The organism is Methylotuvimicrobium sp. KM2 (assembly GCF_038051925.1).
Taxonomy (GTDB): domain Bacteria; phylum Pseudomonadota; class Gammaproteobacteria; order Methylococcales; family Methylomonadaceae; genus Methylotuvimicrobium.
Window position 1 is genome coordinate 3,214,109 of the sequence record NZ_CP150634.1, and the last position, 15,033, is coordinate 3,229,141.

At 49.5% G+C, this 15,033-nt stretch carries 6 protein-coding genes; 4 read left to right on the forward strand and 2 right to left on the reverse strand.

What is annotated here, in order from left to right; genetic code table 11:
* Positions 1-432 precede the first annotated feature (432 nt).
* Positions 433-3,909, reverse strand: coding sequence for an AAA family ATPase (locus tag WJM45_RS13460; RefSeq protein ID WP_341325610.1), 3,477 nt, complete (start codon positions 3,907-3,909; stop codon positions 433-435).
* 406 nt (positions 3,910-4,315) lie between these two features.
* On the opposite strand from WJM45_RS13460, the gene WJM45_RS13465 reads away from it, so the two are divergent.
* The 4 genes from WJM45_RS13465 to ppk1 all read left to right on the forward strand — a co-directional run bounded on the left by WJM45_RS13465 (position 4,316) and on the right by ppk1 (position 13,115).
* Positions 4,316-6,454: an AMP-binding protein gene (locus WJM45_RS13465; protein ID WP_341325611.1), complete on the forward strand. Its 2,139-nt coding sequence runs from the start codon at positions 4,316-4,318 to the stop codon at positions 6,452-6,454.
* Between the two features lie 872 nt (positions 6,455-7,326).
* Positions 7,327-8,019 carry a copper(I)-binding protein CorA gene (corA, locus tag WJM45_RS13470; RefSeq protein ID WP_341325612.1) on the forward strand — a complete coding sequence of 231 codons (693 nt, stop codon included), beginning with the start codon at positions 7,327-7,329 and terminating at the stop codon, positions 8,017-8,019.
* 138 nt (positions 8,020-8,157) lie between these two features.
* Positions 8,158-10,290 carry a cytochrome c peroxidase gene (locus WJM45_RS13475; protein ID WP_341325613.1) on the forward strand — a complete coding sequence of 711 codons (2,133 nt, stop codon included), beginning with the start codon at positions 8,158-8,160 and terminating at the stop codon, positions 10,288-10,290.
* A 650-nt stretch (positions 10,291-10,940) separates the two neighbouring features.
* A complete protein-coding gene (ppk1, locus tag WJM45_RS13480; RefSeq protein WP_341325614.1) occupies positions 10,941-13,115 on the forward strand; it encodes a polyphosphate kinase 1 in 2,175 nt (724 codons plus the stop codon).
* 723 nt (positions 13,116-13,838) lie between these two features.
* On the opposite strand, the gene WJM45_RS13485 is transcribed toward ppk1, so the two are convergent.
* A complete protein-coding gene (locus WJM45_RS13485) occupies positions 13,839-15,032 on the reverse strand; it encodes an iron-containing alcohol dehydrogenase (RefSeq protein ID WP_341325615.1) in 1,194 nt (397 codons plus the stop codon).
* Position 15,033: the final 1 nt, after the last annotated feature.

The following is a 15,033-nucleotide window of genomic DNA, read 5'->3' on the forward strand; positions in this document are numbered from 1 at the left end:
TATGTGATGGGTTTGCTGTAATTGATTGAGAACACGCTTTTTCGTTTTAACCCAGCTTTAACAATCTCTGTCATATGACTTAGGAATATGCATAAAATAACTTCTACAAGTAGTAGGCTTTGCGGCGGTTCGGTGGCTCGCTTGACAGGACGCCGTGAACCCAGACCTAAATTATGCAATATAGTTACCATAGCCAAAGGGCTATGGAATTTAGGTGCTGGGTGAATACGTCCATGTAGGCTTGACGGCGGCGACTGATTGCCATGGATGGCATGAATGCAGATTTTGCAGGAGCAAAAATCTGCCCTGCCGCCGACACCTGTCAATCGAGCCACCAAACCCACTTCCGACAGTTGTCTAAGTTATTTCATGCTCGTTCCTTAGAATATTAAAGCAAAATAATATTACGGCACTCCATTTGTTAAGGCTGGGTTAAAAGGCGACTTCTTGATCGGATACGCTTTTAAGTATGCTCATGCCGTTCGGTTTTTTGGCCATTTGCAATTGGGCTTTGATGCGCTTTTGCACCGCTTCGACATGCGAGATCACGCCGACCTTTTTACCGTGCTTCTGCAAGCCTTCCAGGGTCGAAATCACGACATACAGGGTTTCGGCATCCAAGGTACCGAAGCCTTCGTCAAGAAACAAAGAATCGACAGAACGCCCGTTGCCGGCCAGTTCGGAAAGTCCCAGCGCCAAGGCTAGGCTCACGACAAAACTTTCGCCGCCGGACAGGGATTTCGGCAGTCGTCTAATGTTGTTTTGATACGTATCTTCGATTTCGAGCGCCAAGCCCTGCTCGCTCGGCATTTGCCGTAAATAATAGCGGCCGCTGATTTTTTCGAGCACCTGATTGGCCTGGGCCAATAGTTTATCGGCCATTTTAATTTGCACGCGCCGGCGGAATACGGCGCCGTTTTCTTCGTCGATACATTTGACTTCCAGCAAGCATTCGTCGACGATTTCTTGCTGCGCAATCAGTTTAGTCGACAATACGTCGAATTGTTGCCGCATCGCCAGGTTTTTACCAAGCATCGCTTCCAAACGGGCGGCTTCTTGTCGGGTAATGTCGATTTTTTCGTCGATACCTCGTATGCGAATGACGATATCTTCGACGGTCTGGGTGGTCAATGCCAACGCTTGTTCGGCCGCTAATTCGGCCCGGGTATTTTCAAGCCGAGTGGCAAGATCAGCCAATTCGCTTTGCAATGCCGACATGCGCTGCTCGAACTCCGGCCCGCGCGCAATCAAGTGCAGCAATTCGATGACTTCATCAACTCGCCAAGACTGGTATTTTGTGCCGACCAGTCTTTCCCGGAAAACTTCGCGCATTCGCGCCGCTTCGGCGGTCTGTTGGACGATCAGTTTTTCCTTGTCTGCAATCAGTTTTTGTTTTTCGATCAATGCCAGATGCAAGCCGGCGGTTTCTTCTTGCTGAAGTTGCGTGCCGGCGGCGGCAATTTTTTCGGATAGTTGCGCAATTTTTCGATTGCTGGCGTCGATCTTTTCGGTAATTGCAGCGATTTCGTCAGTCAACCCCTTGCGGCGCAATTGATAGGTTTGATATTCCTGACGGCGTTGATTCAATCGATCGTAAAAGGCGTCCTCCTTTCCTTTGGCGGGCATTTTTTCGCCGACTAAGTCCAATTGATGCAACACCTTCGCGGTTAATTCCTGCTCGTTCTTGCGGCATTTTTCGAGAGTTTGCTCCAGCTCTTTCAATTCCTGAGGACGGCTTTGCCACTCTTGATGGAGTTGCTTGGCATTTTCCTGCAAGCGGCCGATCATCGCTTCGTGCCGAGCCATCAATTCTTTGATTTTATAGATACGCCTGGCCTGCACGCGGTATTGTTGCGCTAGCTTGGTGATATTTTTCAATTCGATCGTTTCAGTCTTCAAAAAGCGCTTAATCGCCCGCGAATTGTTGATTTCCATATCGTCGTTGACCGCATTCAGGCGGTTACACAAGGTCAACCATTGAGAGCGAAGTAATTCGATGCGTTGACGTTTGGCCTTGCTGCCTTCAAGCCGTTTCTCGGTCAATTTGGCTTCTTGTTCGATACGCTCGGACGCCGCGACCAAGACTTGGATTTTTGCTCGCTGATCGGCTAGTGCGCGCTTGGAGTCGCCGATTTTCGGCGGCCGAATGACATACGGGTGATTCAGCGCGCCGCATAACGGGCAAGGCTTGCCGTCTTCAAGATGGACGCGCTCGTCAGCCAACCTGGCTAGTATCACCTCGTTCGCTACCGCTTTTTCGAGCGTCAGTCTGATGTTGTCTTCGCGCATGATGTCGTCTTTGTACTGCGCCAATTCAGCTTGTAAGTCGTCCAGCGTTTTTTCTTCCTTCGCTTTGCCGAAGCCGAAGAAGCTAAAGCGTCCTCCGGTTAGGCGCGCATGTTCGCGGCTTAGGTTGTAGAGGGATTGAAAGTCGGCCAAACGCTCTTTTTGATCTTTTAAAAGCTCGTCGATTTCGGCCGCATCCCTGCCCAGTGCCACGCCTTCGAGTTTTTGCTCATTGATTTGCAGTTTAAGCTTCAGACGACCTATGGTTTTTTGGGATTTCTGAATTCTAGCTTGATGACCGCTAAGCGAGGCGCCGGTCGCTTGTACCGATTTGGCGGAACGCTTATGTTGTTCGGTCAACGACGCCAGTTCGGCTCGTAATTTTTTTAATTTGGCCGTTTCGGGAAAATTTTCGAGCAAATTTTCATCGCTCGCGTTGAGTTCCAGCCATTCATCGACCGTCGCCAGAATACTTTGTTTTTGTTCGCGTTGTATTTTCAGTCCTTGCGTGACATCGGTTTCCAGATGCTTTTCTTGCGTGTGTTGCGAAATCCTGGCTTTTTGCGTTTCTATAGACCGCTGCTGGTCTTCAATCGATTTTGTCGGCGCCGCGCCAAGCGACTCGGGTTCTACGCCCGATAGGGCCAGTTTGTCCTGCAGTCGCTTGAGTTCGTTCCGGTATGCATTTAACGTTTGCTTGCCTTGTTCGATGTCTTTTTCAAGCGCCTCGAGTTCGTCCGCGGCTTCTTTAAATGCCAGGGCCTCCGGGTTTTCGGCAATTCGCGTTAATTGTTGCTGGGTTTGTTCGGCTTGGGTCTGCGTTTTTTGTTGTTGCTGGGTTAACGCGGTAATTCGTTTTTCCAGCGTTTCGATATTTTGCAACCAAACTTGCTGTTGTTTGAGTTCGTCGCGCTGTCCGCGAAATTCGCTTATTTGATCTTTGAAATCGGCCAAGTCGTGTTCGGAGGCCTCTTGTTTGGCGGGATCGAGCATATCCAATGCATCGATGTCTTGTTTGAGCGAGGCCAGTAACGCTTGTTCTTCATCGGCTTTGGCGATTACGGCATTTTTGTAGTCGGCGTAGATGTCGCTGCTGATGATTTTTTCGAGTATATCGAGGCGTTCGTTATCCAGCGCATTCAAAAACGCCGCAAAATCGCCTTGCGCGAGCATGATCGAGCGGGTGAAATTACGGAAATTCATGCCGGTGATTTCGGCGATTTTTTGACATACCGCATTGGGCGTTTCGGCCAGCAATTGTTCGCGGTCGCCTTCGATTTTTATCAACAGCATTTGCGGCGATTGCAAACGGCCGTTCGGATCTTGCCGTTCGCGTTGTACTTTCCAAGTCGAACGGTAAAGGTTGTCGCCGACCGCAAAATCGACTTCGGAAAAGCTTTCCGCCGTGCGTTTGGTCATGACGTGCACAGCCGGCCGGTCGAAACGAAAAGTCTCTCCGTAGAGACCTAAGGTGATCGCGTCGAGAATACTGGATTTACCCGACCCGTTCGGCCCTGTGATTGCGAATAAGCCGGAATCGCTGAACGGCGCCTTCCTGAAATCGACCTGATTATCGCCTTCCAACGAATTGATATTTCTAAATTTTATTTTGAGTATTTTCATTGACGAAAGACTGGGACCGGCAAATGATTTTTCATCGGGTCATTATAGCGCCGTCGGTTTGATTTTTCTCATGTTTGAATCGATCGCGGAATTTAGGATACGGTAAAAGATAACTTTCCGATGGTTCCCACGGGCCTCCGTGGAAATCCGTACCTTGGCTGTCGAAACAAGATCGGTATGCATTCCCACGCTGGAGCGATGGGAACGAGTACATTTCTGGTTCCCACGGTCCTCCGTGGGAATCCGTACCATGGCTGTCGAAACAAGATCGGTATGCATTCCCACGCTGGAGCGATGGGAACGAGGAAAAATAATTAACCCTCGGCACAATCCCGAATATTTCAATGGGACAATATGCTATTTTTATAATCTATTAAAAAAATAACAATGCTTGAGGAAGCGCATCATGTTGAAACCATTTTTGCATCGGTTACTGACTTTTATCTTCAAGGTCGAACTTAAAGGCCTCGATAACTATCATAAAGCCGGCCCCCGCGTAATGATCATTTCCAATCACACCTCGTTTCTCGACCCGTTATTGCTCGGTGTTTTTTTACCGGACGATATTACCTTCGCGATCAATACGCAAATCTCCGAACGCTGGTGGCTAAAACCGTTCTTGAAGCTGTCGAGAGTGTTTCCGATGGACCCGACCCATCCGATGTCGCTAAAAGAGCTAATCAATCATTTAAAGAATCCTACTAAAACGGTGATTTTTCCCGAGGGCCGCATCACAGTGACCGGCTCGGTCATGAAGATATACGACGGCCCGGGCATGGTCGCCGACAAATCGCAGGCCACCGTTTTACCGATTCGGATTAAGGGCGCCGAATACACGCATTTTTCTAAATTGCGTAATATCGTGAGACTGCGCCTTTTCCCGAAAATTACGATACAAATTCTTCCGCCGACCACAATAGAAGTACCTAACGACTTGCGAGGCCGCCATCGTCGTCATTTTTGCGGCCAAATTCTTGCCGATATCATGACCGATATGATGTTCGCGACGAGCCATTATCAGCAAAGTATTTTTGCCGCGTTGCTCGAAGCGCGCCGTATTCACGGCGGGAAACACACGGTTGCCGAGGATCTCGAACGCAAGCCGTTATCCTACGACCGATTGATCACAGCGACATTGTGTCTTGGTCGCGTCTTGAAAAAAATCACCGTAACCGGGGAAAATGTCGGAGTCATGCTGCCGAATTCGACAAAAACATTATGCACGGTTTTAAGTCTTCAGCTTTACGGCCGCACGCCTGCCATGCTGAATTTCTCGACCGGTTCGGCCGGCATGCTTTCGGCCTGCTCCACAGCAAAGATTAAAACCGTGCTGACTTCGCGCCGCTTTATTGAGCTGGCAAGATTAGAAGATGAAGCCGATCGATTAAGCCAACAGGTCGAACTGATTTATCTCGAAGATTTAGCCGGGCAAATCACTCCGGTGAGTAAGTTGGTAGGCTTGATCAAATGCAAAACGGCTAATATCTGGTATAAACACACCGAGTTTAGCTATGACAACCCCGCAGTGATTTTATTTACCTCCGGTTCGGAAGGCACGCCGAAAGGTGTCGTGTTATCGCATGCCAATATTCTAGCCAATCACAAGCAACTGGAGGCGAGGATTAATTTTAACGCGCAAGATGTCGTGCTAAATTTTCTGCCGATGTTCCATTCGTTCGGCTTTACTGTCGGCACGATGCTACCGATATTGAACGGCATGACCACGTTCTTTTATCCGTCGCCTTTGCATTATGCAATCGTCCCTGAAATGGCTTACGAACTCAATGCGACGATCATGTTCGGCACCAATACGTTTTTAGCCGCTTATGCGAAAAAAGCCCATGCTTACGATTTTTACAATATGCGTTATGTCGTGGCCGGCGCCGAAAAATTGCAGGAAAGTACGCGGCAAATTTGGTCGGAAAAATTCGGCATCCGTATTCTCGAAGGTTACGGCGCCACCGAAACCGCTCCGGTAACTTCGGTCAATACACCGATGGAATTCAAGGCCGGCACGGTAGGACGTTTCATGCCGAAAATGGAATACAAACTGGAGCCGATACCGGGTATCGATCAAGGCGGACAATTGCATGTCAAAGGTCCCAATATCATGCAAGGTTATTTGCTGGCGAAAAACCCGGGACAACTGGTGCCGCCTAAGTCGGTTTACGGCGAGGGCTGGTACGATACCGGCGATATCGTCGATGTCGACGATGAGGGTTTCATTACGATCAAAGGCCGCAGCAAACGCTTCGCCAAAATAGCCGGAGAAATGGTTTCGTTGACTGTCGTCGAACAATTAGCCACCAAGGCTTGGCCGGACGCGCTTCATGCCGCAGTCACTCTGCCCGACGAGAAAAAAGGCGAGCAGATTATTTTGCTGACCACGCAAAAATCGGCATCGGCACGCGATTTGGAAGCGGTCGCCGAAGGCGTTTCTAAAATTGTTCTACCGAAAAAGATAATGATTGTCGATAAGGTACCGGTTTTGGCGAGCGGTAAGATCGATTATCCTGCGGCTACGGAGTTGGCTAAGGGCGGTTAGCGGTTAGCGGTTAGCGGTTAGCGGTTAGCGGTTAGCGGTTAGCGGTTAGCGGTTAGCGGTTAGCGGTTAGCGGTTAGCGGTTAGCGGTTAGCGGTTAGCGGAATTGTGAAACATTTTATACGCTTGTCAAGCCCCAACTTCTGCTTTCTGCTGCGGGGAGGGTTATTGAGCCCGTCCTTAACGTTTCGGTTTGGCCTAAGCATTTCGCCTTACTTCGGCCATGGTTCAAACGTTTCGCATGGGTTGTAAACCCCGCCCTATCAAAGGGATGAATACTTACTTCCAAGGTGGCATTCGTCACGAACCTCTAGCGCCATGTGAAAAGGCTTTGAGCCTTTAATTAAGGAACAAGCCATGATCTGGAGACTTATTTAAACTGCGTTATTTAACTCACTAGTGAGGCATATCCCCTACTAATGAGTCATATCCCCCACTTCAATTTATCAAAGCAATCGGCTTCGCATAACACAAACGCAAAACAACGAATATCGATTTCCTCTAGCAGTTTAATTTAAAAAGATTTTTTATTTATTACGCTTGGAAAATGTTCTGCTTTTAAAAAGTGGCATTTTTATTGCATTCTTAAGATTGTCTTAGCGCATTGATACAGACTGTAATTTAGTACAGTACAGTCGAGTTAACTTATTTAAATAGCTGAAGTAAAGCAAACAAATTGAGGTTAATTGCCTAGTCTCCAATATCAAAGGACCGGTTGATCGCTGAACTCGCTATTTAATTTAAACAACAGGAAGGCAGATAAAATTGCAAACACTTAAGTTTTATCAATCGGTTGTGCTGAACATTTTTGTTAATTGAAAATATGCCTATGCAAAAAACTAACGCATGGCGATTATTAAAACAATGGAGAAACAATGAAAAAAACTAATAAATTAAGAGCCTTAACCTTCGCCATGGCCACGATGGGAGCGCTGACCAGCCTACCTTCGAATGCGGCAACAACGCTTAACGGGGGCTTTAATTTTGAATTTACTCCAAGCGCTTCCTCGCATGTCATGAATATTAGGGCAGACTCCTGGTATAACTTGACTATGGGTTACCTGGGTTGGACTCATCACTCAAACTGGGGATACATGAAACTAAGGAAAAATCAACCTGTCACAATTACCGTTGATGCCACTGATATTCAAGGTTTCCATCCCGGAGTGACGGTCTGGTATAGAAAGCAAGGCAGAAGATTTGCTCCTATAGAATATGTCAATGCGCACTCTTATAGCCAATCTCAAGATGTAATGGTTCAGAATGCAACTCTCGACGATGACCCGGTCAATCCTGTCAATCTTGGCCGAATTCATATGGAGTTTATTACCAATGCGTTCGATCGAGACGGCATGGGCGATGTATTAGGTGAAACATACGACCAGTCGGCGATCAACAAGGTCTTGGACGGCGAGCCCGGCAAGGTAAGCTTGACTTTTACGCCGCCACAAAACGGTTTTTATCAGTTCGTAGTCGGCGGTATCAATCCCGATGAAGATATCGACACATCCAAAGCAGTATCACAGCGCTATCCTGTAAGCGTTGAAGTCAGCTTTCCAAGTCGATAAAATACGTCCATTTTAACTGCAGGCCTCCCTCGACTCTATTTGAGGAAATAGTTCCTTTAGTTTCGTATGGGCTGAGCAGTCTACATCGTTAAGGGGAGGCAGGTATTTACTTGCCTCCCCCGCAATTTTTGGAAGATCATGTTTATCAGCGTTAAAAAAGCCTTTGTCCGCCAATTCGTATTATCGCTATGTCTATTGACGGTTCTGCTGGGTCACCCGAAATGGGCTCTGGCGCATGGTTTCGCCGAAGATCATTCTTTCGATTTAGTCACATTGCCCGAAACCCCCGGTTTGGTAGGTAAACGATCCTCAATTGTCGTTGACCAAGAGGCGGCAATTCAGCTGGGTAAGGCTTTATTTTGGGATATCAATGTCGGTAGCGACGGCATTGCATGTGCCAGTTGCCATTTCCATGCGGGCGCCGACCGTCGCACGCGCAATCAGATGAATAGCGGCCAGCGTCATACTGAGGATACCGAGAGCGCGAAGCGTTTCGACATTGGCGGACCGGATTATGAGCTTAAAGCCAGCGACTTTCCTTTTTTTCGTTTAAGCGATCCCGCCGACAAAAACTCGGAGATACTTTTTGCGACGGACGATGTGGCCGGTTCCTCCGGCGCTTTTAAACGTTCATTTGAAAGTGTCCAAGAAACAGGTGACGGCATCGACCAATGCACTCCTCAAAACAGCGATATTTTTCATGCTAACGGTTTAAATACGCGTCAAGTCACCAATCGCAATACGCCGACGGTCATCAATGCAGCCTTCAATTTTCGAAACTTCTGGGACGGGCGCGCCAATAATATTTTCAATGGCGTCTCGGGTTTTGGACTTCGAGACCCCGATGCCAAGGTTTGGATAGCCAGAAACGGCAAAAGAGCCCGGCAAGTCAAGTTGTATCTGGAGCATGCTTCTCTCGCATCGCAAGCGGTCGAGCCGCCATTGGATATGATAGAAACGTCCTGCCAAGGACGGACTTTTTCCGAAATAGGAAAAAAATTAATTCAACGCCGCCCACTCGAAACACAGCAGATTCATGCCGAAGACAGTGTCTTGGGCGGTTTGCGTCATGATTCCGGTAAGGGCTTGAATACCACTTACGGCGAATTGATCGAAAAAGCCTTCCATAGAAGATTCTGGCGGGGCACTGCGGATTTCGGCGTTTCGAATTCGGGCGAGCCTTATTCTCAGATCGAGGCCAATTTCGCCTTCTTTTTCGGTTTGGCCATTCAGCTTTACGAAAATACGCTAATCTCCGATCAAGCGCCTTTTGATCAGCCTTTAGACGACGCAGGTTATCCCTCCGGCTTTAACGCCCAACAAAAACAAGGGCAAGATGTCTTTTTCGATGCGCATTGCCATAACTGCCATTCCGGTCCGACATTTTCGGCGGCAATTAACCCTCAAGCCTATTTCCGCCCGGGGAAGAAACCGCGTTATTACCGACTGGTTGACAGAACCGTTTTAGGCCAACAAACCAGTGGTGTCGGCATTGATAAAACACTAGTCGATATCGGGTTTTTCAACACCAGTGTGACGCCGAATGATTATGACGTAGGATTGGGCGGCAAGGATCCGTTCGGTAATCCACTGTCCTTTGCGGAACAATATTTGGCGGTTTTAGCAAACGACTCCAAGGCAATGGTCGACCCCATCAGAGCAGTCGCCTGTGATTTTGTTGAACCATTTGTCAGTGATTTGGAATTCGGCGACAGAGAAACGATTCGCGATCGTCGTTTTGGCCGCGGAGCGGTATGCCGTGGCAAAGCGCTAAGACAACTATCAAGAGTGCCGTCCCCCGATGTCGTTGAGGCGGAAATGCGTAAACCCGGCAACGGTCGCGTATCAACCTTGACTACAGGCGCCTTCAAAGTGCCCACTCTAAGAAACGTCGAATTGACTGGGCCATACATGCATAATGGCGGCATGAAGTCGCTTGAGGAAGTCGTGGAGTTTTATAATCGCGGCGGAAATATACAAAATCGGCGTCATGCAGCCACCTTGGTATTCGACCAAGGTTTTACCGAAGAAGACAAAGCAAGCTTGGTCGCTTTTATGAAAACCTTGACCGATGAACGGGTACGCTGGGAAAAAGCACCTTTCGATCACCCCGAACTTTGGGTCCCGCACGGACATGAGGAAGGGATCAGCAGCCCGATCGATTCGAGTTTGGCGGAAGACAAGTTTATTTATTTACCGCCTGTGGGCCGAAATGGTCGCACGAACGATCAGGGTCCTTTAAAGCCTTTTGATAGTTTTTTACAACCCTAAAGCAACCAGCCGCGGGTTCGTAGTTGTCAATAACCCACGAGGTGTAATTATTCACACCCCCTATCGTTCCCACGCTCCGGCGTGGGAATGAATACTGAGACGCTCTAGCGTCTCATACCGCTGGAGCGGTACTCAGACATTCCCACGCAGAGCATGGGAACGATTATTGATGGGGGACTGAATAGTTACCACGAGGTTGAACCTAATTTTTAAAAGGCTAGGATTTATACCTTTCGCACTTCAAATTTCGGCAGTGCCTTAGGAGGCACCGGGGTGTTCGGCAAAGGCTTTGCCAGCATGGAGCTGGCATAGAGCCTACATGGATGTATTTACGGCGTCCTTTGACGGGCACCCCGGTGCCGAATTTTGATCTCCGATGGGTATACTTCCCAATCAACTCCCTTTGTTAGTGTCGTGTAAGCGGGTTCGGTTGATCGAACCCGCTATCCCCCCATTGTTTCAGAAAGTTATTTGGCGTAAAAACCTTACTGTGATCGATTCAACTTTATTTTGAGTCGGTCGCTTTCCCAACATAAAAAACGCACCAACATTTTCCACGAAAGCTGAAAGACTCCAGAAGCCTACTCCCGATCGGGTATAATTCGTAATCCAATTCTCAATGACATATTGACCAAGGGCGCCTGGAAGCAATGAATACACAAAGCAGCACTATCGAACCGAATGCCCCTTCTATTCGTGCAGACTTCGACGCAACTTCTCCCGAATGGTACCTGAACCGCGAATTGACTTGGCTCGAGTTCAATAAACGCGTCTTGCACGAAGCCGAGGACGAGCGAACGCCGCTACTGGAAAGAGTCAAATTTATCGCGATCGTCAGTTCCAATCTCGACGAATTTTTCATGAAACGCATCGGCGGACTCAAACAACAACTTGGCGCAGGCATCACCGAATTAAGCGTGGACGGTCGCAGCCCGCAACAACAAATTACCGAATGCTACGCGGTCGTACGCGAAATCGAAGCCAAAAAGCAGCAACTGTTTGTCGAATTAATGGGGCATCTCGATGCCCAAGAAATCCGTATCGTTCCTTTCGCCGAACTAACGCGCGATCGACAAAAACAAATGCGCGACTACTATATACAGAATATTTTTCCACTGGTAACGCCTCAGGCGATCGACCCTGCGCATCCGTTTCCGTTCATTTCGAATCTGGCGCTAAACCTGCTGGCCGGCGTCTATTGCACGGACCCCGAACTCGTCACACTCGTCAGGATCAAGGTCCCGGTCGGCCCCAGACTACCGCGTTTCATTCAAGTCTCTGACGAACTTATTTTCGTCGCGCTGGGCGATTTGATCGCGAACAATTTGGATTTACTGTTTCCGGGCATGAATATCGCGTTCGCGGATTTGTTCCGCGTTACGCGCAACGCCATCACCGAAAAAGACGAGGATCAAGCCGACGATTTGCTGCAAATGATCGAGTCGGAATTGCGCGAACGCAAATTCGCCTCGGTCGTTAGACTCGAAGTCGCGTCAACGATGGGCGAGTCACAACGAGGCATGTTGACAGCAGAACTTAATCTGAACGAGCATGATGTCTTTATCGTCGATGAGCGCTTGGCGATGTCCGACTTATTTCAAATCGCCGCGATTGACCGACCGGACTTGCTCGACGCCCCTCATCACCCGTGCGACCACCCTAAACTGGCCGCTGCGCCGAATATTTTCCATGCCATTCGGGAACAAGAGACGATTCTACTGCAACATCCCTATGAGTCTTTCGTGACGACGGTCGAACGTTTCGTCAAAGAAGCAAGCCGCGACCCAAATGTTCGAGCCATTAAAATGACTTTGTACCGCACTTCGGCCGGCACTAAAATCGTCCAATATTTGATCGACGCCGCCTTAAACGGCAAGCAAGTGACCGTATCGGTGGAATTAAAAGCGCGTTTCGATGAATCGGCCAATATCCAATGGGCGCAGCGCATGGAGCGAGCCGGGATTCATGTCACTTACGGCGTGGTCGGACTCAAAACGCACAGTAAAGTGATTTATGTCGTCCGCCAGGACTACAACGGTCTACGCCGGTACGCGCATATCGGCACAGGAAATTATCACGCCGGAACCGCCAGGCTCTATACCGACCTCGGTATTTTGACCTGCGACCAAGACATCGGCCAAGACCTTACCGAGTTATTCAATTATTTAACGACGGGCTTGGTACCGAAGCGTCAATACAATTGTCTACTCACCTCGCCGAAATACCTAAAACCCGCTTTAATCGAAAAAATCGAACGCGAAATCGCCAAGCATTCTCCAAAAGCGCCAGGCTTGATTCAATTTAAGATGAACGCCTTAGAGGATGCCGATATCACTGCCGCGCTTTACCGGGCCGCTCAAGCCGGCGTCAAGATCGATTTGATCGTCCGCGATACCTGCCGGCTACGACCCGATATTCCGGGAATTTCCGATTCGGTACGCGTCATCAGCATTGTCGGTCGTTTTCTTGAGCACTCGCGGATTTTTTATTTCCAAAACGGCGGAGACGAAGAATATTTCATCGGTTCGGCCGACTGTATGAAACGCAATCTGGAAAGCCGCGTGGAAGTCGTAACGCCGGTTAAGAAACCCGAATTACAAGCCGAGCTACGAGAAATATTGAACGTACAATTGAATAACCAAAGAAGCGTTTGGGAAATGCAGCCCGACGGCAGCTATATTCAGCGTCGACCGAAAAGCGAGCAGGATAGCATTGGCGCCCAAGAAATGCTGATCAACTTAGCCCAGACGCGTCTTAAACAAGCCGGCTCTGAAAAAAAGCTCAAGAAATCGAAAAAAAGCCGACCCGGTTTGCGCAAAAACTAAACAAGTCACGATAAACCACCAGCTTTTCCTGGTTCCCACGGTCATCCGTGGGAATCCATACCGAGGCCCAGTACAAGCACGAAACACATGCCGGCAGGAAACATCGGTATGCATTCCCACGCTGGAGCGTGGGAACGAGAAAAACGAGAAAAAGCCGACCCGGTTTGCGCAAAAACTAAACAAGTCACGATAAACCACCAGCTTTTCCTGATTCCCACGGTCCTCCGTGGGAATCCATACCGAGGCCCAGTACAAGCACGAAACACATGCCGGCACGGAAACATCGGTATGCATTCCCACGCTGGAGCGCGGGAACGAGAAAAAGCCGACCCGGTTTGCGCAAAAACTAAACAAGCCACGATAAACCACCAGCTTTTCCTGATTCCAACGGTCATCCGTGGGAATCCATACCGAGACCCAGTACAAACACGAAACACATGCCGGCAGGAAACATCGGTATGCATTCCCACGCTGGAGCGTGGGAACGAGAAAAAGCCGACCCGGTTTGCGCAAAAACTAAACAAGTCACGATAAACCACCAGCTTTTCCTGATTCCCACGGTCATCCGTGGGAATCCATACCGAGGCCAGTACAAGCACGAAACACATGCCGGCACGGAAACATCGGTATGCATTCCCACGCTGGAGCGTGGGAACATGGAAAAGCCGATCCGGTACGCGCCGTGGATAAATAACGATAAACTATTCGTTTTAATCGTTAGATTTAAACCCGTCGCCGCAATATCGCTTCTATCTCGGCATCGGTCAGCACGATCGGATTGGTTTTCATACTGCTGCCACGGCTATTCGCAACGATTTTTGCAAAATCGGCCTCTCTGAGGCCGTAATCCCCAAGGCGCGGCAATTGCAAAGTTTCGCTCCATTCGACAAGCAACGCGATCAATAAATCGCGCGCAACCGAATCGCCAATATCGTTACGTCCGGTCAGCAAACGCCCGACTTGCGCGTATTTAGCCAACGCCGGATTATCGGGTTCTCGCGCTTCAATCGCTTGAATATTGATTTCGGTGGCGGCGGCAACCATTGTTCCGCAAACCACGCCATGCGGTATCGGGAAAAAGGCGCCCAACGGCGAAGCCAGGCCATGAACCGAACCCAAACCGACTTGCGCCAACGTAATACCGGAAAGCAAGGACGCATACGCCATAGCGGCGCGGCCGTTAGCGGCTTCCGGTTCCCGGCCTTCCCACGCGGCAAAGAAGCCTTCCTTGAAAGCGGTCATACCGCTCCAAGCCAACGCATCGATGAACGGATTGGCCTTTAGCGAGACATAGGATTCCAATAATTGCGTGAAGGCGTCCATACCATCGGCCGCGATCAAGTCGCGCGGGCAGCTTTCCAGCAAGTCGGGATCGATCACCGCATATTCGGGAATCAAGCATTCGTCTCGAAAAGACTTTTTGAACCCCTCCGGACCTTGCACGCTCAACACCGAATTTTTGGTCGCTTCACTGCCGGTACCGGCCGTGGTTGGAACAGCGATGAACGGCTTACTAGGCCCCCGATATGGAATATTCCGGCCGACGCCTTCCAAGTGATCCATGACCGAATTACCATGCGGCAAAAGCCCCGCTATCGCTTTCGCCGCATCGAGCACACTGCCGCCGCCGATGCCGACAACGACCGCAATCGCCTCGCCTCGAAACCGGCTAACCGTTTGATCGACCAGATCCGGCGACGGTTCGCCCGAAACCGTGACATGCGACCAGCAAACGCCTTGCATTTCCAAGAACTCGATAAACGACGGCCAACGATCCGTACCACAAAAAGATTGCTTACCGGTAACCAACAAGGCTTTGCCGCCGTAACTAGCCGTCAAGGCTGGCACTTCGCTGAGCCGGCCCCTGCCGTAGCTAATGCGCGGCAGGCGTGAAATCGAAAATGGTTTAAATTGCATC